Below are 19886 nucleotides of genomic sequence, written 5' to 3'. Positions count from 1 at the left end.
GGCTGACACACCGCTTTCGCGAGCAAGCCCGCTCCCACAGTTGTTTTGGGTTGGTTTCAGCATTTGCATACGCCACAAAACCGCTTTCCTTTCAGGCATCAAGGAGATTCAGTTTGTCCTCTCCCATCCCGGTCACCATCCTCAGTGGCTTCCTCGGCGCTGGCAAGACCACGCTGTTGCGCCATCTGCTCAAGGCTGAGCACGGCTTGAAAATCGCCGTGATCGAGAACGAATTCAGCGATGCCGGTATCGACACCCAGCTGCTGGGCGACGAGCCGGTGCAAGTCATGACCCTGGCCAACGGCTGTGTGTGCTGCACCATTCACACCGACCTGACCAAGGCCCTGTACCTGTTGCTCGAGCGGCTGGACAGCGGCGAAATCGCCTTCGACCGCCTGGTCATCGAGTGCACCGGCCTGGCTGATCCGGCCCCGGTGGCGCAGACTTTTTTCCTCGACGAGGACCTGCGCGAGCGCTATATCCTCGACGGGATCCTGACCCTGGTGGACGCCGCTCACGCCGACATCCACCTGACCCAGGCCATCGCCCAGGCCCAGGTCGGGTTTGCCGACCGCCTGCTCCTGAGCAAGACCGACCTGGTGAATGCCGCCCAAGTCCAGGCCCTTGGCGAACGTCTGACGCGCATCAACCGGCGGGCGCCGATCAGGGTGGTCGAACACGGCAAGATCGACCTGGCCGAGCTGCTCGACATTCGCGGTTTCAATCTCAATGCGGACCTGGGCGCAGGGTTCAGCCTGCGACCGGTGGGCAAGGCAACCCCGGGTGATCGCATCAGCAGCCTGGTGCTGCGCACCGACAAGGCGCTGGATATCGACAAGCTCAGCGAGTTCATGAACCAGTTGCTGGAAGACCACGGCAAGCAATTGCTGCGCTACAAAGGCGTGCTGAACATCGCCGGCGAACCCCGCCGACTGGTGTTCCAGGGCGTGCTCAAGTTGTACGGTTTCGATTGGGACACCGAATGGGCGCCCGACGAAGCCCGGGAAAGCGTGATCGTGTTCATCGCCGACGAACTGCCCGAAGAGAAGATCCGCGCCGGTTTCGAAGCCGCACTACTTTGACAGCTCCGTACTTGAGGTCACCAGCAGCGTGCGGCTAGCTCTTATCGTGGCGAGGGGATAAATCCCCTCGCCACAACCGTTATGCGATCAGCAGTTTTTGCTCCAGATGGTCCAGGTGCTCGTCCATCAGCCGCACCGCTTCATTGACGTTGCGGCCTTCCACCGCGTCGATGATCGCCAAGTGTTCCTGCCAGGCGCAATGTCGACGGGATTTGACCTCATGTCGCGCCAAGGCCAACGAGGTCAACGGCACCAGGCTGCCGAGAAATTGCCTCAACGGCGCATTGCCGGCCATGGCGGCCAGTTGCAGGTGAAACTCGCCGGACAGGCGTATCGCCGGGCCACGCTCGCCGCGGTCCAGGCAGTGCTGTTCCTGTTCCACCAGATCCCGAAGGCGTCGTAGATCCTGCGGTTGCGGCGCCTTGCAAGCCAGGCGCACCAGGGTTTGCTCAGCCAGGCGGCGAGCATGAAGGATCTGCCGGGTCTGCTCCAGGTCCGGTGCGGCGACTTGTGGCCGGTGGTTGGGCCGCAATATCACCACTTGCTGGTGGGACAGGCGCGCCAGGACACGGCGAATGATGCTGCGGCTGACACCGAATACATCTCCCAGGCTTTCCTCGGTGAAGCGGCTGGCCGGGGCAATGCGTTGTTCGAGGATGGCGTCGAAGATCCGCGGGTAGATATCGTCCACCGACGGTTTGCCGATCCGCCCGGGCAGGGGCAGGGCGGCGAGTACATTGCGGTTATGTTGATGGGAAACGAGATTATTCATGGCGGTCTCCGCAGACCCAGGCTCAAGTGCCGAGGTTATCGTCCGGAATATTCAATTCGATGCCCATGCGCTGGCCTTCCCGAAGAATGTGCCGGCGCATTTCGGCGCTGGCCTGGGCGCTGTTCTTGCCACGGATGGCACGGACCACCGCTTCGTTCTCTGTCAGGCGTTCGGCCAGGTGCTCGGGCGAGTTGCGCAACACATCGGCGCTTTGCTTGAGGGCGTTGCTGGTCTGCTGGACCACGTTCTGGAAGATCGGGTTGGACGTCAGGGCAAACAATTCTTCATGGAAGGCGATGTAGGCGTTGGCGCAGGCGTCGCTGTCGTTGGCTTCCAGGGCTTCGCGCATGTCCATGAGGGTCAGGCGCAACTGGCCGACTTCCTTGCTGCTGATGGACTGGGCCACCAGGCCGACGATGAAGGGTTCCAGGGTGTAGCGCAGTTGCAGCAGGTCTTCCAGGCTCGCGCCGGCCATGGCACTGCCTTCAATGGCGGCATCGCCGGGATTGGCCTCCAGCACCACGACGCCCTTGCCCGGCATCGAGCGCACCAGTCCCAGAGTTTCCAGGACAATCACCGCTTCACGCAGGCTGGGTCGGCTGATACCCAGTTGCTCGGCCAACTCGCGCTGGCCGGGCAGCATGTCGCCTGAGCGCCACTGGCCCCGGGCGAGGGCGGCGCGGAGTTTCTCCACCACGGAATTGACGACGGTCGATGAGCTGATCACATGTGACTCCTTGGAAATCAATCAGGCGATGCCGGCTCGCGGGCCGGCATCGCCATCTTTCAGAATTGCTGGTGATGGGCACTGCCCACCGGTTTTCTGGGTTGGAAGGTATAGCCTTGTTGGCCTGACAGCACCTTGCGCGCCCGAGGCACATCGATGTCTTTTTCCCAGCGGGCAATCGCCACGGTCGCTACGCAGTTGCCGATCAGGTTGGTCAGGGCCCGGCCAATGCCCATGAACCAGTCCACGGCCAGCACCAGCACCAGGCCGACCACCGGGATCGCCGGGATCGCGGTCAGCGTCGCCGCCAGGATCACCAGCGCCGAGCCGGGAATCCCGTGGGCGCCCTTGGAGGTGATCAGCGAGACCAGCAGGATGGTCAGCAGATCGCTCAGGGCCAAGGGCGTACCGGTGGCGTTGGCAATGAAGACAATCGCCAGGGTCAGGTAGATCGAAAAACCGTCCAGGTTGAACGAGTAACCGGTTGGAATCACCAGGCCCACGGTGGAGCTGCCAATCCCCAGGTGCTCGAGCTTGCGCATGATTTGGGGCAGCACGGCGTCGGACGACGCGGTGCCGAGGACGATCAGCAGCTCTTCGCGCAGGTATTTGAGAAACGGCAGCATCGGCAGGCCCGACGCACGCATCACCAGACCGAGGATCAGCGTGACGAAGGCGATGCAGGTCAGGTAGAACAGGCCGACGAGGCTGCCCAGGTGCTGCAGCGAGTCCAGGCCATATTTGCTGGTGGTAAAGGCAATGGCGCCGAACACACCGATAGGGGCCAGGCGCACGATCATGCCCATGATGCGGAAGATCACATGGCTGAGTTCGTTGATCAGCCGCGAGATGCCGCTAGCTGCATCGCCCACCAGGTTCAGCGCGCTGCCGAACAGCACCGAAAACAGCAGGACTTGCAGAATGTTGTTTTCAGCAAAGGCGCCGATCACCGAGGTTGGGATCAGGTTCATCAGGAACTGGGTGGTGGTAACCATGTGCTGGCCGCGCTGGGCGATATCGTTCACGTCCGCGCTGGAGAGCTGCTCCAAGTGGATGTTCGCGCCGCTGCCAATGCCGGTGCTGAAAGCCAGGACCAGGCCGATGACCAGGGCGATGGTGGTGAGGACTTCGAAGTAGATGACCGACTTGAGGCCGATGCGCCCGACTTTCTTGAGATCACCGGCGCCGGAGATGCCACTGACCACCACGCAGAATACGATCAGGCCGATGAGCATCTTGATCAGCTTGATGAAGCCGTCGCCGAGGGGTTTGAGCTGTGCAGAATATTCGGGAAGGGTAAGCCCACAGACGATGCCGAGCACCAGTCCGAGGACAACTTGTAGGAAGATCGACCGCGAGCACCATTTGAGCATGGGAGGGATTCCTGGTTCGGTGTCCTTGTTCGCCAGGGAGGCTGGCGTCGGGACTTCATTATTGTGGTCTTACCGGTTTGTCCAGTTCAGGCGCAGTCTAGGCGCTGTTTTCGCGGCTGTGCAAGCCCGATGGCGACGGTTTGGCTTTACCGGTCTTACCAGTTGCGGTGAAAACCCTGTGCTTGAGCCTTTTCCTGGCTGAAAAAAATTTTGCCGCCAGATGCCTAAGTGAGGAGATACACAAGACTGTGGCGAGGGAGCTTGCTCCCGTTGGGCTGCGCAGCAGCCCCAGGATGTTGCGGTCGCTGCGCAACCGAGCGGGAGCAAGCTCCCTCGCCACAGGGGGGGTTACTGCCTTGCATTAAAATGCTCTACGGGTATTTGTCTCAAAGGACGCTCAGAATGAACATCGCTTTTGACTGTTCTTCCGTCTCGGCAAGATAGAGATAAGGCGAGCCCCGTAGCCTTAATCCCCCCACATGTTTTCTATTGGCCGTCATGAGCGAAATGCGGGTGTGACCGGGTTTGATAGTTTCCGGCGTGATGACCTTCTGTTGAAAGTCCATCAGGTTAAAAATCGTCGGGTTTTTAGTATTGGCATCCTTTGCGCCAAGTATTTCAAACCAGCTTTTGCTGATTAACTTGTTGTAGTAATCGCCGGTATTTTTTATGGTCAGGAGATAACCGCCCGCCATATGCCGGAAATGCAGCCGCAAGGGCTCACCGCGCGTCCTCGGGTCTTCGGCGCGCATGCCAAGCAGGTGTGAATGATCTTGGGTCTGGGGTTTGCCGGTATAAAATCCACCGCTGAAAGAACTGACCGTCGCCAGCGCCGGTTTGCCATGCAGCCTTTCCAGTAGATTGATGTGAGCGCTAAACATATCAAGTGTTGCATAAAAGGAATGTTCACTGTCCATGTGAATATTGACTCCTGAAGTGAGTGATCAAGTTAAAGGTGGAAGACGCTGGATCTTATTGAGTTATTAATCACTTGTGGGGTTGTCTGTATTGCAGGACGTTAACGGATGGCTGGCGTTAGTTGTTTGATCGTATGTTTTGCTCGTCAATAAAAAAGGCCCGCATCTTTCGATGCGGGCCTTTTTGGCTACGCGTTGGCGAGCTGATTAAGCGCCGTATACCGGCAGCTTCTTGCAGATAGCCTTGACCTTCTCACGCACGGCGTCGATGACCGCTTCGTTGTTCAGGTCCGCCAGGATGTCGCAGATCCAGCCGGCCAGTTCCTTGCACTCGGCTTCCTTGAAGCCGCGAGTGGTCACGGCCGGGGTGCCGAAGCGCAGGCCCGAAGTGACGAACGGGGAGCGTGGGTCGTTGGGCACCGAGTTCTTGTTCACGGTGATGAACGCCTTGCCCAGCGCCGCGTCAGCGTCTTTGCCGGAGATGTCCTGCTTGATCAGGGACAGCAGGAACAGGTGATTCTCGGTACCGCCGGACACCACGTCGAAGCCGCGCTCGATGAACACGCCGGCCATGGCCTTGGCATTCTTCACCACTTGTTGCTGGTAAGCCTTGAACTCAGGTTGCAGGGCTTCCTTGAAGCAGATCGCCTTGGCGGCGATCACGTGCTCCAGCGGGCCACCCTGGGCGCCCGGGAAGACGGCGGAGTTCAGCTTCTTCTCGATGTCGGCATTGGCACGAGCCAGGATCAGGCCGCCACGTGGACCGCGCAGAGTCTTGTGAGTGGTGGTGGTGACCACGTCGGCGAATGGCACCGGGTTCGGATAGACGCCTGCGGCAACCAGGCCGGCAACGTGGGCCATGTCGACGAACAGGTAGGCACCGACCTTGTCGGCGATTTCGCGGAAGCGCGGGAAGTCGAGGATCTGCGAGTAGGCGGAGAAACCGGCCACGATCATTTTCGGCTTGTGCTCGAGGGCCAGGCGCTCGACTTCGTCGTAGTCGATCAGGCCGTTGCCGTCGATGCCGTACTGGATGGCGTTGTACAGCTTGCCGGAGGAGGAAACGCTGGCGCCGTGGGTCAGGTGACCGCCGTGGGCCAGGCTCATGCCCAGGATGGTGTCACCGGCCGACAGCAGCGCCAGGTACACAGCGGCGTTGGCTTGGGAGCCCGCGTGTGGCTGGACGTTGGCGTAATCGGCGCCGAACAGTTCCTTGGCGCGGTCGATGGCCAGTTGCTCGACCACGTCGACATACTCGCAACCACCGTAGTAGCGCTTGCCCGGATAACCTTCGGCGTACTTGTTGGTCAGTACCGAGCCTTGAGCTTCCATCACCGCGGGGCTGGTGTAGTTTTCCGAAGCGATCAGCTCAATGTGCTCTTCCTGGCGCTGAGCTTCTTGCTCCATGGCGGCAAAGAGATCGGCGTCGTACTTGGCAATAGTCAAATCACGGCTGAACATGGCGGTCCTCAAGGATCGGGGGCAGAAAAGGGGGGCATTCTAACCCAACCGGTTTTGGAAGGCATATGAAAGGAGGTCATGTCGCGGACGAATGGGTTTCAAGCAAGAGGGGCGTTGCCTGTACTGGCCTCATCGCGGGCAAGCCTTGCTCCCACAGAAGCCCGCTTTCCTCTGTGGGAGCAAGGCTTGCCCGCGAGAGGCCGGCCCAGATAGCACAAGGCCTCAGTCGAGCATGAACAACGCATCATTGCTGAACTGCGCTTCGAACCGATTGGCCGGCATCGGCCGGCCGAACAGGTAGCCCTGGACTTCGTCGCAGCCGTGCTCGCGCAAGAAGTCCAGTTGCTCATGAGTCTCGACGCCCTCGGCGATCACCGCCAGGTTGAGGCTGTGGGCCATGGCGATGATCGCCCGGGCGATCTGCGCATCCTGCTCGCCGGACGGCAGGCCGTCGACGAAGGTGCGGTCGATCTTCAGCACGTCGATGGGGAATTGCTTGAGGTAGTTGAGCGATGAATAACCGGTGCCGAAGTCATCGACAGCGATGCTCAGGCCCAGGTTCTTCAACCCGGCCAGGATCTGCATCGCCTCGCTGACTTCGCGCATCAGGATACTTTCCGTCAGTTCCAGCTCCAGGCAAGCCGGTGGCAGACCGGTGCTGCGCAGGATATTGGCGATGCGCGTGCCCAGTTGGCCGTCGGAGAACTGCCGGGCGGAAATGTTGACCGAGACCTTCGGCACCCGGACCTTGGCCTGGTGCCAGGTCCTGAGTTGCCGGCAGGCTTCGGTGATGACCCAGTCGCCGACGTCCACCACCAGCCCGAGTTCTTCGAGTACCGGGATGAAGTCCCCCGGTGGCACCAAGCCACGGCGCGGATGGCGCCAGCGCAGCAAGGCCTCGGCGCCGGTCAGGCGTTTGCCATCGCCGCTGAACTGCGGCTGGTAGTACAGCACAAACTCGTTCTGCTCCAGGGCGTGGCGCAGGTCGCTTTCCAGTTCCAGGCGCTCCAGGGCGCTGGCGTTCATGTCGGCCTGGTAGAACTGGAAGTTGTTCTTGCCACGCTCCTTGGCGTGGTACATGGCCGTGTCGGCGTTCTTCATCAACTGGCTCAGTTCGTTGCCGTCCTGTGGGCTCAGGGCGATACCGATACTGGCGGTGACGAAAAACTCCCGGCCTTCGAGCACGAAGGGCCGAACCAGGCTGGCGAGGATCTGCTCGGCCACGGTGATGGCCCGGTTCAGCGCCATTTCACGGCTGGCGCGTGGTTGCAGCAGCAGGGTGAATTCGTCGCCGCCCATGCGCGCCACGGTGTCGTCGTCGGCGACGCAGCCGAGCAGGCGCGTGGCCATTTCCTTGAGCATCCGGTCACCGGCGGCATGGCCCAGGGAGTCGTTGATCGGCTTGAAACGGTCCAGGTCGAGGAACATCAGCACGACCCAGGTCTTCTGCCGCTCGGCCGACTGCAGTGCGGTGTGCAGGCGATCCTGGAACAGCGTGCGGTTGGGCAGGTGGGTCAGGGCGTCGTAATAGGCCAAACGATGGATGCGCTGCTCGCTGGCCTTGCGTTCGCTGATGTCGCTGAAGAAGCACACATAACTGGCCAGGTCGCCTTCGTCGTCCAGCACGGCGGTGATGCCGACCCAGGCCGGGTAGTGTTCGCCATTGCGGCGTTTGAGCCAGACCTCGCCTTCCCAGGTGCTGTGCTGCTGCAACTGCTTGAGCACGTAGCGCAAGTGGGCTTCCTGCTGCTCGTCCACGGTCAGCATGTTGGGCAACTGGTCCAGCACTTGCGACACGGCATAACCGCTGACGCGACTGAACGCTTCGTTGGCCTGGACAATGTAGCCGGCCGGGTCGGTGATCAGGATCGCCGAGGTCGAGTGCTCGAAGACCGTGGCGGCCATGCGCAGGTCTTTTTCGGCGCGCCGCTGTTGGCTGATGTCGCGGCCGACGCCGAGCACGCCTTCGAATGCGCCGTGTTCATCCCACACCAGCACCAGCCGCAGCTCGATGGGGATCTTGCGCCCGTCGGCACGCAGGCAGTCGAACAGGAACAGCTGGGTCTGCATCTGGTTGCGCAGTTCGGCCAGTTGATCAGGCTTGTCGAGGGCCTTGCTGACGCGGTCCATCAGGCTGTAGATGCCGGTCAGTTGTTGCGGATTGGCGATGATCGATTGCCAGCCGTTCTGGAAAATCCAATCGGCGGTGTAGCCCAGCACCGCTTGCACCGACGGGCTGACATAGTTGAGCGAAAGCTTGTTGTCGGTTGAGAAAATCACATCGCTGATGCTTTCGGCGAGCATCCGATAGCGTTGCTCGCTGTCGCGAAGCGATTCGCTGGCCTCGATCTGCTCGGTGACGTCCTTGGCCACGCCGATGATCCGGGTCACCTGGTCGTGCCGGTCCCGGGCCAGGGCTTGTTCGCGGATGTCGAAACAACGCCATTTGCCATTGCGATGACGAAAGCGCAGTTGGCATTGCAGCAGTTGCGTATAGCCGCCCCGCCGTTGTTCCTGGCGCAGGTTGTGGTAGTGATCGGCGTCGTCGCTGTGCAGCAGGATTTCCCAGAAGTACTCGCCCATCTGGTGCAGTTCGGTGCGGTCGTAGCCCAGGGTCTGACCCAGGTGATGGTTGCTGAAGATCATCCGCTGGCTGATGACGTCCTGCACGTAGAGATGGTCCGGCACGGTGCGTACCACGTCGGACCAGAAACCTTCGCGTTCGAGCAGAGAGAGCTCGATCAGTTTGCGGCTGGTGATGTCGCTGATGCTCAGGATGACCGCGTTACAGTCTTGTTGTTTTTCCGGCAGGCGCAGCACCAGCCACAGGTGCTGGTCGCGGCCATGGGCGTCCTGGAGCTTGATTTCCAGTTCCAGTTGCTTGTGTTGGTCGAGCAACGCTTCGAGCAGTTTCGAGCCGACGGGGTTGTTGTCTGGCGTGCCCTTGCCGACCAACAACTGCCAAGCCTGGGCACAGGAGTCGACGTTGAGCAGTTTCAACGCCATCTGGTTGACTTCGGTGACGTGAACTTCCTGGCGCAATTGTTCGAGTTGGTGAGGGGTTTGCAGCCAGGCGCGCAATTGATCGCCAGTGTGCAGGCCGGCCCGCTCAAAAAAGGCCTTGAGCCCCGACAGGTCCAGCACGCACAGGGCCACGCCGGTGCCTTCGAAAATATCCTGGTAACGTCGTCGACCTTCATGCAACTGCCGCTGGCGTCGGCGCATGTTCAAGAGCGCGATCACCGGCAGCAACGAAAATGCCAGGCCCAGCAGGCACTTGCCGATGAAGGCCGGCAGCAGTTGCTCGATCACCTGGCGACGGTCGAACAGCCCTCGCAGTTGCCAGTCGCTGCTGCTCAGGGGCACGGTCAGTACCGTGTTCTCCAGGTCATCCGGGGACAGATGGGTAGGGCTGCTCGAGGGCAGGCTCTCGTCGCGGCTGACGATCTGCTGGTTGAGACGGTTTTCCACCAGCCACAGCGGGCGTAGCCCCACATCGGCCTGCTTGGTCAGGGTGGCGAAAAAACTCGGGGTCAGACGCAAGGCCCAATAGCCCCGGCTGCTGCCGCTGGCCTGATGCAACAATAGATGAACGACGGAGCCGTCTTCGGCATTGCTGAAGTAATGGGCCTGGGCCCGGCTGCGCCGCACCAGATCAGCCAGGTAATCGGCGTCGTGGCTGTCGGTGTCGCTGTCACTGAGCACTCGGCCGGAAGGGCTCAGCAGTGCCAGGCTGCGTAATTCGGGTAGCGACTGCTGGAGTTTGCGCACCAGGGCCTGCTGTTCGTCGGCACTTTGTGGTTGCTCGACGATTGGTAGCAGATTGAGGGCGATTTGCGCGTTCAGCGCCATGTTCAGGCTGACCTGCGCGGCAAGATCGGCGGTGTAGTCGATGGTGTATTGGCGCTGTTGCTGTTGGGTTTCGCGCAGTTGGTCGAGCAGTTGCCAGAACAGCAAGCCGAGCAACAGCAGCACCAGTGTGGCCAGCGCGCCCTTCAGTGTCCCGCGCAGGGGCGAGCCGGGCACGGCGGTCGGTGCACGAGGGGACAGGGGCGGCGTGACATTAGACAAGCTGGGATCCTGCGGTTTGCTGGACTGGCGCGACACGCACTATAAGCCGGACGCCCGAAGGGCGGCTAGCATGCCTTGACTTGTGGCAAAGTGCCAGCCCCTGGCGGCTGGACCTTGACCGTCGGTTGAGGTAGCTTTGCCGGTCAAACAAGAGCGTTCCAGCTCCAGATCCCCAGGCTCTATCCGCCCGCAGGCATTGATGACCGTCAAGTGCCGGCGCCGCGCATGGCCTGGCTCGTTCTTTTCACCTGTCACTGACGCTAGGTTCACCATGGCTCAATACGTCTTCACCATGCATCGGCTGAGCAAAGTTGTTCCGCCGAAGCGGGAAATCCTGAAAAACATTTCTCTGTCCTTCTTCCCTGGCGCCAAGATCGGCGTACTGGGCCTCAACGGCTCGGGTAAATCCACGCTGCTGAAAATCATGGCCGGCGTCGATAACGAGTTTGACGGTGAAGCCCGTCCGATGCCAGACCTGAACATCGGCTACCTGCCCCAGGAACCTCAACTGGACCCGAGCAAGACCGTGCGTGAAGTGGTCGAGGAAGCGGTCAGCGTGATCAAGGACGCCCAGGCGCGCCTCGACGAGGTCTATGCCGCTTACGCCGACCCGGATGCCGACTTCGACAAGCTGGCCGCCGAACAGGCCAAGCTCGAAGCTATCCTGCAGGCCAGCGATGGCCACAACCTGGAGCGCCAACTGGAAGTCGCTGCCGACGCGCTGCGCCTGCCAGCCTGGGACGCGAAGGTCGAGCACCTGTCGGGCGGTGAGAAGCGCCGCGTGGCCTTGTGCCGCCTGCTGCTGTCGGCCCCGGACATGTTGCTCCTCGACGAACCGACCAACCACCTGGACGCCGATTCCGTCGCCTGGCTCGAACACTTCCTGCACGACTTCCCTGGCACCGTGGTGGCGATCACGCACGACCGGTACTTCCTGGACAACGTCGCCGGCTGGATCCTGGAACTCGACCGCGGCGCAGGCATTCCGTACGAAGGCAACTATTCGGGCTGGCTGGAAGCCAAGTCCGATCGTCTGGCCCAGGAATCCAAGCAGCAGTCGGCCCATGAAAAAGCCATGAAGGAAGAGCTGGAGTGGGTGCGCAAAGGCGCCAAGGCCCGCCAGTCCAAATCCAAGGCACGTCTGCAACGCTTCGAGGAAATGCAATCCCAGGAATTCCAGAAGCGCAGCGAAACCAACGAGATCTACATCCCGGCCGGTCCGCGCCTGGGCGACAAGGTCATCGAGTTCAAGAATGTCACCAAGGGTTATGGCGACCGCGTGCTGATCGACAACCTGTCGTTCTCCATGCCCAAAGGTGCCATCGTTGGTGTGATCGGTGGTAACGGTGCGGGTAAATCCACGCTGTTCCGCATGCTGATGGGCAAGGAAACCCCGGATTCGGGCAGCATCGAAGTCGGCGAAACCGTGCAGTTGGCTTGCGTCGACCAGAGCCGCGAAGACCTGGACGGCAGCAAGACCGTGTTCCAGCAGATCTCCGACGGATCCGACCAGATCCGCATCGGCAATTATGAAATTCCGTCGCGCACTTACGTGGGTCGCTTCAATTTCAAGGGCGGCGACCAGCAGAAGTTCGTCAAGGACCTGTCCGGTGGTGAGCGCGGTCGCTTGCACCTGGCGTTGACCTTGAAGGAGGGCGGCAACGTCCTGCTGCTCGACGAACCGTCCAACGACCTCGACGTCGAAACCCTGCGCTCCCTGGAAGAAGCCTTGCTGGACTTCCCGGGCGCCGCCATTGTGATCTCCCACGATCGGTGGTTCCTCGACCGCGTGGCGACCCACATCCTGGCGTACGAAGACGATTCCCAAGCGGTGTTCTTCGAAGGCAACTACACCGAGTACGAAGCCGATCGCAAGAAACGCCTCGGCGAAGCGGCCGCCCAGCCGCATCGCGTCCGGCACAAGAAACTGGCCTGATTCGGTCGGTTGCAAAAAAACGGAGCCTTCGAAAGGCTCCGTTTTTTTATGGCCGGCGCAAATTCCCTGTGGGAGCGAGCTTGCTCGCGATAGCGCTGGAACAGCCAGCAGAGATGTCGAATGTGAAGCCGCCATCGCGAGCAAGCTCGCTCCCGCAGTTCTTGCAGGCTCCCACAGTGACTGTTAGCCCACTTGAGCGGGCATGGCAAAATCGAGCGAGAGTATGTTGGGGATCGTTGGATCGATCTCATACAGCAAGGCATAACCTGCGCCCGTAATACCAGTCAGCAGGCTGACGTCGGGCACCCGATCGCTGTTGAGAAAGGGGCCTTCGAAAAACTGCCGGGCGACTTCGCCGAGGGCCTGTTTGACCCTGCTGATGCCCTCGGGGTTATCGGCGTGCCGATACAAGTCATACAGGCAGATCAGATTGCCGAAATCGCCATGGCAAAGGTTATAGCCGTCACCCAAGCCATGCTGCCAGAGGTTGTTCTCGCAGCGCTGAATGTCGTCGAGCACCGTCTGCCGGGTGGTTTCGTCCAAGGCATCGCCCATCGACGTCATGAGTTGGCGCCTGGCGATGAGGATGCCACCGTCTCCGTGACACCACTTGGTGGCGTGGTCGACAGGGCCCAGGTCTCTCAGATCCAGCCAGAAACCCTCCCGGCTCAAGCGATTTTCAGCCTCCAGTACCTGGATGGCCAAGGGCACCAGCGCCCTATCGTCGGTCACGTCATAGGCTTTGCACAACGCATGGATGACGCCGGAGAGACCATGGGACAGGCCCGTCAACATGACGGAGCGGTCATCGCGTCGCAGAAGCTGGCCGTCTTCAACCAGGATCTGGTCCTTTATGTAAGCGACCATGCGCCGAATGGCCGGCAGCACATCCGCTTGCGCGGATAACCCATGGATATTGGCCAGCAGCGTCACCGCACCACAACAACCGCCCAGGAAGTCGAAATCGTAGTGTTCAGGCGGTACTTCAATCAGTTGGGTCAGCAAGTCGGCAATTTTTTCGTTGTGTTTCGGATCGCCCGTTATCTGGCGACGATTGATGAGTAGATAGAGATAAGAACCCAGGCCATGGTACGCACTGACGGTCAGGTCGGCTTTGAAGAAGCCAAAATGTTGCTCCAGTGAGGCCAGTACCTAATCCAGAAGTGACAACACGTGCGGTTTGCCGCTCACCTTGAACAGGCTCAGGTAAAACAACCCAATCCCGGCGATACCGGAGTACAGGCCGTGGTCCATTGGCGAGGGGTATTTTCTGTGGGTCGTGGGGTGCGTATGAAACGCCAGCCAACTGACGTCTGTTGCCGTTCCCTTGGTCGCAAGCGCTTCGAGGCGGGAGCTGATGCCGAGTATTGCATCGAGTCGATCCGCTTGGGACGCATTTTTCAGGGAGGCACGTGATGACGGCTGTTCATTTGCCTCTGGATACAAACACATTTCGAGCAGTGTGAGTTGTAATGCCCTGTCGGCTGCAGACAGATTGGCTATTTTCTGTAAGCAGCCTTTTATCGGGGGTTGTACTTTCGTCATGTCTATTGTTTCACCTTGTGCGCTCATCAAAGAGTTGGAGTTGAGCGGCATGGTGAAACACGGAATGCTGGACCTTTGCAGGTCGGCTATTTCATAACGCGGGATGCCCTTTTCCCGATAGGGTTCTTGCAAGTCTTTCCACAGAGTTGCAAGCAGAAGCTCTCGGTCCAGCATGTTTTTCATGAAGCGTGGATGGCGGCTCAGCCCGATAAAGTCCGCATAACGTTGAGAGTTTTTGAACAATACGCGGGTCGATAGCTCGCCTGCGGATTGTTCAAGCATCTGCATAATCGTGTGCCGATGCGTCATCAATTCGCCATAAGCGTATTCAAAGCCGTGGACAAGTTCGGATTTATAAGTTTCATGTCCCTTGCGCTCACCCTGAAAAAGCGGCAAATGCTTTTGCACCAGGAGGTGTTCGAACTCGACTTTACGCAAGTGGTAAAAGCCATTTTCGAAAACCAGAGAGTGGCGGGTAGAAATGAATAACTCTTGCCGGGTCAGTCCGCTCTGGTCGTTATTGGATTTTTGTGAAAAAGGCACAAAGCCGCTGGAGCATACTGACTGCTGGATCAATTTAAAGGTATTGGACAGTGCACAATCGGCAGGCAGGTCGAGTAGCAGGTCACTGGTGGACGCGGTGAACAAACACTCCAGGTCAATCATGACCGGACTGCTGCCACACGCAATGATGTTTTCGTAATGGAAGTCGATGCCGTTGAGTGCATGAATGACGGCGATTTGTGCGCCCATTTTTTTATAGAACAGCGCCACATCCGCTGCGCTGGCACAAGGCGTGTTCTCGACCTTTTCTATCCAACTGTGTCGCTCTCGGCTGAGGATTCTTGGCGCGTGGATGGCAAAACAATCGTCGCCTGTCCCCTCACGTAGTTGTCCAAGCAGTTGATTGAAAAAAAGTGCTTCACGGCTTGCTCTTGGCTTGTAGACCAATGAAAGTGCGCAGACCTTAACCAGGCAGACTGTTTCGCCACGACCATGGGGGTCACCCAGGCCGAACTCGATCGCCTCGATTTTCCGAGACGGGATCGAGAACTCCGTTTCCAACGCCTCAACATCGTCGGCGAAATCGAGAATGACGGCATAAAGATAGTTGAGGGTGTCTTCCAGCAAATCCAGCAGCAGTGTCGCCAGCACGGGATAGGATTCGAAAAATTTCAGCAACGGCAATGTGCGCAGGTGTTCGTTGAACCCGCCCAGATCAATGTCGTCGCCGTCGGCGATCCGGGTATTCAGATAATGGACCAGGCTTTGTTCCGAGGTGCGTCCGACTCGGGCCAGGACATAGCTTTCAAGGCTTGCCAGCAGGGCGGTTTCATCAATGTGCAATGACGCGCCGACGTAGCGCTCATCCGCCTTGAACATGTCGACGAAATAAAGAAAAAAACGGTAGCCAAACCAATAAAAATTGTCGTTGCCGCTCAAGGCCTCTGTATCGACGTGAAGGCTGTCAAGCCGAGTGAGCTTTTCCTTCAGCGCCATCAAGATGGTTTCACCGTCGACAGGTAGGCACGGGGGGCTGATGGGTTCCTTGGCGTACGACGCCAGTTGGTCCCTGGTCAGCCCGAAATGATCCAGCAAGGCCTGATCATCAGCATGCAGGCGGGTCAGGTTGTTTTCAAAAAGGGCGATGTCGCCGTCGGAAGTGAATCTGTACCGGCCTCGCTGATTCAACTTCAAAGCGTTAACAAGCATGCTGTCGCTCCAGACATGGATAGAGCAGGCGTTGCCTGCTCTATGGTTATAGGTGTTGCCTGTTTTTATCAGTTGAAGGGCTTAGCAACCGAGTGTCGAGCATTCAACATTGGTGCACGTTCCAAAGGTGTTGCATTCCATTGTCGTTGCCAGGATCGACCCCAGGTTGTTGGCGGGCGCTTGATAAGCGTCGAATTCGCTGTAGAAGTCGCCGGACATGTTCAGGATCTGTTCGCTCATGGTGTTTTCCTCATCAGTTATCAAACATCAAGTACAGCCCATTGGGTGCAAGCAAATGCATCCGAACTGTAGGATGTTGGTGAAGTTGTTTTATAGGTGGGATTAGGGAGTATCAAGGACCTGTTGCGCAGGTCTATTTTGCTGGAGAAGGATTTAGCATAAAAGAGCAGTGTAGTTTTGGCTACCGCACTCGACAATGGTCAGTGCTGCTGACTCGATACCGAGGTTGTTTATCTGTTGGTAGGACTTGAAGTCGCCGTCGAAGTCACCTGACATTGCCATTATCTGTTCGCTCATTGTATATCTCCTTTTTGTTTTTACAGTGCACCGATGGCGGTGCGAGAAAAACAGTAGCATGGTCCTGATTTGGCGCAAACTTGTTGTTATGACCTCATGTTGCGGTTACATATGGCTACAGGCAAGTAACAGATTGTTGTCGGGTTTTAATGTTGGAGGCTTTAATCATGCTTAAAGAAGTCGGCAACATTATTGGAGATCTATCGTAACGACCTCAATGGCGAGATCCCCCACTGGTCGCTTCCATATCACTTCATCTCCAACCTTCGCCCCCAATAACGCCCGCCCCAGCGGCGAGCCCCAGTTGATCAAGCCACTGGCCGCATCGGCCTGGTCTTCACCCACCAATTGCACCCGTTGCTCATGATCCTGTTCATCAACAAAGGTCACCCAGTGCCCGATCCGCACTTGATCGGACGACGTCGGTGCAACGATTTGGGCGCTTTGCAGGCGCTGCTTGAAATAGCGCAGATCCCGTTCAAGGTCGGCGATCCGTTGTTTGTCCGCCAGATCTCCGCGGGCCGCCTGCTGGCTGCGCAGGGCCTGCAAATCGGCGACCCGGGCCTGGAGCTGGGCAAGCCCGGTGGGCGTGACGTAATTGGGTTGCGCGCTGACCTGGCGTTCGACCGGCTGGTCGGCCTGGGCAGCGGCGTTGTCTTCGTTGACGAAGGCGCGACTCATGGCATTTGCTCCTCTATTGGAGTTTGGGCCATGGTCGCAGGGTTTTGGTTTCGACGAATGTCTGTAGGCGACTCACGGCGAGCGATAAGCCCGGGCGGCGTCCTGGTCTTTCTGTTGCTGCCAGGCCCGCTCACGTTCGTCCCAATGACGTTCGCGATAGGCATTACGCTCTTCGCTCTCGCGCATGGCCTGGCACTGCCGGAAGCCATCGCTCCAGCCTTCGGCGTAGCGCGGGTCCTTGAGGTAACGTGGCACGTCTTTCCTGAATTGACCGGTGATCACCCCGGCGGCCTGCCGGCCACTGCTGCAACCATCGTCATAGCCGTCGGCGAACGCCGGTGGGTAACCCCGGGCGATCAAGTCTTCGTGGGTGGTTTCACAGCCACCGAGCAACATCAACACACCCAGTGCCATCACCGCGCGTTTCATTTCCGTTTTCCTGACGAATCCCGCCTACAACAAGTCTAGAAGTGGATTCGTCAGAAAGGCGTGAAAGCGCGGTGATCAATCCGTTGGTTGCGCAGGCCATTGTCAGTAGTGGTACCACTTCACCTCGAGCATCACCTCGTTCTCCGGTGAGGCCAATTGGCTGAATTCCCGCTGGGCGCTCAGGCGCAGGCCGAGGTTGCGGGACAATTCCCACTGCTGATTCAGGCTCAGGCTACGGCGCACTTCGCCGTTGACGAAATAATCGCCCTTGGCTTCCAGGCTCAAGTTGCCTAGCGGGTTTTTCCACAGCACGCCGCTGTTGAAGCCGGCGGCCGGGGCGATGAACTGGGCGAAGTCGTTGTTGTGTTCGACCCTCACCGTGCCCAGGGCAAAGCCCAGCACATCTTCGCCCAGCGCCCAGGTACCACCGGCACCGCCGTTGACGTGGCTGACCAAGGTTTCATCGTCGTGTTTGCCCGGCACCCGCTCCAGGCCGCCGGTGACCTGCCAGGACAGTGGTTGCAGCAGCTCGTTGCGTGGGGTCAGGGAGCGAATGGTCGCCAGGTCCAGTTGCTGCACTTGCCAGTCATTGCCTTCGTACTGGCGCAGTTTCAATTGCAGGATTTCGATCTGTGCCCCCAGCGGGAAACTTTCGGCGTTGTCGTTGAGGTCGTGATAGGCCATGCGCAAGCCATATTCGCCGAACGCCCGATCGCCCCGCGTGCCGAGGCCGGCCTGCCAGGTGCGCGATTGGTGACCGTCCTCGGGCAGGCCCGGTTGCGGGATGTCGAGTTCCGGTGGGGGGTTCTGGTTGATCGCCCGCAACAGCTCGAAGCTGCGCTGGGCCCGTTGTGGCTCGCGTTCCTGGCCGTTGGCCCGATAGCGCTCCAGGCGATACGCCGCGTCGATGATCAGCGCCTGGCGTTCGCGCGGCAGCGCCTTGAATGCCGGTGTTTGCAGTTGCTGCTGATCGGCGCTGACGTTCAGTACCCATTGCTGTTCATCATCGCTGAGCGGTTCGGCGCGGCTGAGCAGTTCCCGTTCCCGGGACGGTCGATATTGAATGCTTTCCACCAGGCCGGCTTCTTTCACCGCCTTGACGGTGTCGGTGGGAATCGCCGTCAGCGGGAATTGTTCGGTCAGGCGCAGGCCGGGGCGTGCCACTTGCAGCAATTCGAGCAGGCGATAGGAGCAGTTTTCGTCGAAGAAGAAATAGTCGAACTGGATCTGCTTGAGTTCCCAGACGTGCTCAACCATGCGTTCGGTTTCCGCCTGGCTCAGGTTGAGGCGGTATTCCCACAGGTCGCGGTTCTCCAGGCTACGGTACTCGGAGAGTTTTTCCTGGTACGGCACCAGGGCGAACAGGCCGGGATAGCCTCCCATCAGACCCTTCCAGGCATAGAGGATGCTGTTGTCGGAACCTTCGATGTAGGCGCCGAAGTTGATCGCGTAGCTGAGCAGGGCGGTCTTGTCGCTTTGCACATCGGCCTGGTCGATGCGCAACAGGGTGTGGCCGAACATCGAGGATGGGCTGTTGAGGTACGCGGCGGGGAAAATCATCACCGCGCTGTGGGGCGACACGTCCTTGAACCACTGGGTGAAGTCGCTGCAATTGACCGCCGGCAGGTCCGTCAGGTTGAGCTGCGCCTTCAGCCAGCGGGTGCGCGCCGGGTACACGCACTGGGCATGTTGCTGGCCGGCGCTGGCCGGGCCATACAAGGCTTGCAGCGTGGCGGTCAGTTCACGGTCAGGATGTTCGTTGCCGTCGGAGGCGAGGAAGAATTTTTTGTCGCTGATATAGCTGCGCCAGCCACCCAGCTTGGCGGTTTCGTAGTGGCCCAGGGAGATCCAGAATCGGTCATTGGCCAGTTGCTGCAAACGTTGAGGGTCGACATGAGGCGCGGCGGACAGTGGGGCGCACACACAGAGCGCTAGCCAGGCAAGGCGTTTGAGCATAGTCGGCTACTTGGAGAGTCGAAAAAAATAAAGACCGAGGGGGCCCCAAAAAGAAAACCCGCTCCCCGAGAGGAGCGAGTGCTGTCGAGCTTAAGCTTGAGGCGCGTACTTGGCCAGGCGAGGGTCGCTTTTCAGCACGGCCAGGGTGTTGGTATGCACATCTTCCGCCGTCACGTCAGCCTTGCTGAAGATCTGCTGGAAGTGCTCGTGGGTAACGGCGGAGAAGTGTGCGCGATCTTCCGGCGCCACACCCAGTACCACGGCATAGGTGGTCAGCGCTTCGCCCTGACCCTTGGCCATGTCTTCGGACAGCTCGTTCATCATGCCATTCATGGCCAGCCAGGACTTGCCACCGTAGGTCAGTGCCGCGTTGGTCGAGCACCCGTTGGTGCCGGAGGTCATGCCGAAGGTCGCGTTACCGGAAGTGCCGTTGGTGGTGGATGCCAGGAAGTGTGCCGGAGTGCCACGCTGACCTTCGAACAGCATGTTGCCCCAGCCGCAATCCGGGCCGCCCGGCGCCTGAGCCATGGCGTTGAGGGATACAGCGGTGAAGAGAGTACCGAGAAGAATCCGTTTCATAGCTATGTTCTCTTTATGTGCATACCAATGGACAGGGTCTGGCCCGTACAGCTGCCAGTGGGCCGGTTATTGTTCCAGCCGCGCAATTTGGAGTTTAGGCACGATCC

Annotated in this window: 16 protein-coding genes; 2 read left to right on the top strand and 14 right to left on the bottom strand. The window is 59.4% G+C overall.

Annotation, left to right across the window (positions count from 1 at the left end; translation table 11 throughout):
- The first annotated feature begins 113 nt into the window (after nt 1-113).
- A complete protein-coding gene (yjiA, locus tag AC3A5O_RS24810; RefSeq protein WP_487753853.1) occupies nt 114-1082 on the top strand; it encodes a GTPase in 969 nt (322 codons plus the stop codon).
- 79 nt (nt 1083-1161) lie between these two features.
- On the opposite strand, the gene AC3A5O_RS24805 is transcribed toward yjiA, so the two are convergent.
- The 6 genes from AC3A5O_RS24805 to AC3A5O_RS24780 form a co-directional block, all read right to left on the bottom strand.
- A complete protein-coding gene (locus AC3A5O_RS24805) occupies nt 1162-1854 on the bottom strand; it encodes a GntR family transcriptional regulator (RefSeq protein ID WP_305468573.1) in 693 nt (230 codons plus the stop codon).
- Nucleotides 1855-1876: 22 nt separating this feature from the next.
- The gene (locus AC3A5O_RS24800; protein ID WP_305468572.1) at nt 1877-2581 is read right to left on the bottom strand and encodes a FadR/GntR family transcriptional regulator; all 705 of its coding nucleotides are present in this window, start codon (nt 2579-2581) and stop codon (nt 1877-1879) included.
- Between the two features lie 59 nt (nt 2582-2640).
- Complete coding sequence (locus AC3A5O_RS24795; protein ID WP_122564959.1) at nt 2641-3954, bottom strand: C4-dicarboxylate transporter DctA; 1314 nt, start codon at nt 3952-3954, stop codon at nt 2641-2643.
- 386 nt (nt 3955-4340) lie between these two features.
- Nucleotides 4341-4871 carry a hypothetical protein gene (locus AC3A5O_RS24790; protein ID WP_305468569.1) on the bottom strand — a complete coding sequence of 177 codons (531 nt, stop codon included), beginning with the start codon at nt 4869-4871 and terminating at the stop codon, nt 4341-4343.
- A gap of 207 nt (nt 4872-5078) precedes the next feature.
- The gene (glyA, locus tag AC3A5O_RS24785) at nt 5079-6332 is read right to left on the bottom strand and encodes a serine hydroxymethyltransferase (protein WP_122564957.1); all 1254 of its coding nucleotides are present in this window, start codon (nt 6330-6332) and stop codon (nt 5079-5081) included.
- A gap of 222 nt (nt 6333-6554) precedes the next feature.
- Nucleotides 6555-10403: a sensor domain-containing protein gene (locus tag AC3A5O_RS24780; RefSeq protein ID WP_122564956.1), complete on the bottom strand. Its 3849-nt coding sequence runs from the start codon at nt 10401-10403 to the stop codon at nt 6555-6557.
- A 271-nt stretch (nt 10404-10674) separates the two neighbouring features.
- On the opposite strand from AC3A5O_RS24780, the gene ettA reads away from it, so the two are divergent.
- Nucleotides 10675-12339: an energy-dependent translational throttle protein EttA gene (gene ettA / locus AC3A5O_RS24775; protein WP_122564955.1), complete on the top strand. Its 1665-nt coding sequence runs from the start codon at nt 10675-10677 to the stop codon at nt 12337-12339.
- A 183-nt stretch (nt 12340-12522) separates the two neighbouring features.
- On the opposite strand, the gene AC3A5O_RS24770 is transcribed toward ettA, so the two are convergent.
- From AC3A5O_RS24770 to AC3A5O_RS24735, 8 genes are all read right to left on the bottom strand, one after another.
- Nucleotides 12523-13446: a lanthionine synthetase LanC family protein gene (locus tag AC3A5O_RS24770; RefSeq protein WP_487753854.1), complete on the bottom strand. Its 924-nt coding sequence runs from the start codon at nt 13444-13446 to the stop codon at nt 12523-12525.
- Nucleotides 13447-13491: 45 nt separating this feature from the next.
- Complete coding sequence (gene lanM / locus AC3A5O_RS24765; protein WP_487753852.1) at nt 13492-15597, bottom strand: type 2 lanthipeptide synthetase LanM; 2106 nt, start codon at nt 15595-15597, stop codon at nt 13492-13494.
- 81 nt (nt 15598-15678) lie between these two features.
- Entirely contained in the window at nt 15679-15837 is a 159-nt protein-coding gene (locus AC3A5O_RS24760) for a hypothetical protein (protein ID WP_163006677.1), read from the bottom strand.
- Nucleotides 15838-15990: 153 nt separating this feature from the next.
- Entirely contained in the window at nt 15991-16134 is a 144-nt protein-coding gene (locus tag AC3A5O_RS24755; protein WP_163006676.1) for a hypothetical protein, read from the bottom strand.
- 189 nt (nt 16135-16323) lie between these two features.
- Nucleotides 16324-16815: a GreA/GreB family elongation factor gene (locus AC3A5O_RS24750; protein WP_305468564.1), complete on the bottom strand. Its 492-nt coding sequence runs from the start codon at nt 16813-16815 to the stop codon at nt 16324-16326.
- Between the two features lie 72 nt (nt 16816-16887).
- Nucleotides 16888-17244 carry a putative periplasmic lipoprotein gene (locus AC3A5O_RS24745; protein WP_122564951.1) on the bottom strand — a complete coding sequence of 119 codons (357 nt, stop codon included), beginning with the start codon at nt 17242-17244 and terminating at the stop codon, nt 16888-16890.
- 102 nt (nt 17245-17346) lie between these two features.
- Nucleotides 17347-19200: an Lnb N-terminal periplasmic domain-containing protein gene (locus AC3A5O_RS24740; protein ID WP_122564950.1), complete on the bottom strand. Its 1854-nt coding sequence runs from the start codon at nt 19198-19200 to the stop codon at nt 17347-17349.
- Between the two features lie 90 nt (nt 19201-19290).
- Nucleotides 19291-19779: a DUF3015 domain-containing protein gene (locus AC3A5O_RS24735; RefSeq protein ID WP_122564949.1), complete on the bottom strand. Its 489-nt coding sequence runs from the start codon at nt 19777-19779 to the stop codon at nt 19291-19293.
- Between the last annotated feature and the right edge of the window lie 107 nt (nt 19780-19886).

The sequence above is a fragment of the Pseudomonas sp. Soil_N_39 genome (assembly GCF_057655955.1).
Note: the sequence above shows the minus strand (reverse complement) of the source record. Positions and strands in the feature narration are given on the sequence as shown.

Coding starts and splice junctions, on each gene's coding strand:
- AC3A5O_RS24745 (WP_122564951.1), bottom strand. CDS start 17,244: ATGAAACGCGCGGTGATGGCACTGGGTGTGTTGATGTTGCTCGGTGGC.
- AC3A5O_RS24750 (WP_305468564.1), bottom strand. CDS start 16,815: ATGAGTCGCGCCTTCGTCAACGAAGACAACGCCGCTGCCCAGGCCGAC.
- AC3A5O_RS24790 (WP_305468569.1), bottom strand. CDS start 4,871: ATGGACAGTGAACATTCCTTTTATGCAACACTTGATATGTTTAGCGCT.
- lanM (WP_487753852.1), bottom strand. CDS start 15,597: ATGCTTGTTAACGCTTTGAAGTTGAATCAGCGAGGCCGGTACAGATTC.
- glyA (WP_122564957.1), bottom strand. CDS start 6,332: ATGTTCAGCCGTGATTTGACTATTGCCAAGTACGACGCCGATCTCTTT.
- AC3A5O_RS24740 (WP_122564950.1), bottom strand. CDS start 19,200: ATGCTCAAACGCCTTGCCTGGCTAGCGCTCTGTGTGTGCGCCCCACTG.
- AC3A5O_RS24795 (WP_122564959.1), bottom strand. CDS start 3,954: ATGCTCAAATGGTGCTCGCGGTCGATCTTCCTACAAGTTGTCCTCGGA.
- AC3A5O_RS24755 (WP_163006676.1), bottom strand. CDS start 16,134: ATGAGCGAACAGATAATGGCAATGTCAGGTGACTTCGACGGCGACTTC.
- AC3A5O_RS24735 (WP_122564949.1), bottom strand. CDS start 19,779: ATGAAACGGATTCTTCTCGGTACTCTCTTCACCGCTGTATCCCTCAAC.
- AC3A5O_RS24760 (WP_163006677.1), bottom strand. CDS start 15,837: ATGAGCGAACAGATCCTGAACATGTCCGGCGACTTCTACAGCGAATTC.
- AC3A5O_RS24805 (WP_305468573.1), bottom strand. CDS start 1,854: ATGAATAATCTCGTTTCCCATCAACATAACCGCAATGTACTCGCCGCC.
- ettA (WP_122564955.1), top strand. CDS start 10,675: ATGGCTCAATACGTCTTCACCATGCATCGGCTGAGCAAAGTTGTTCCG.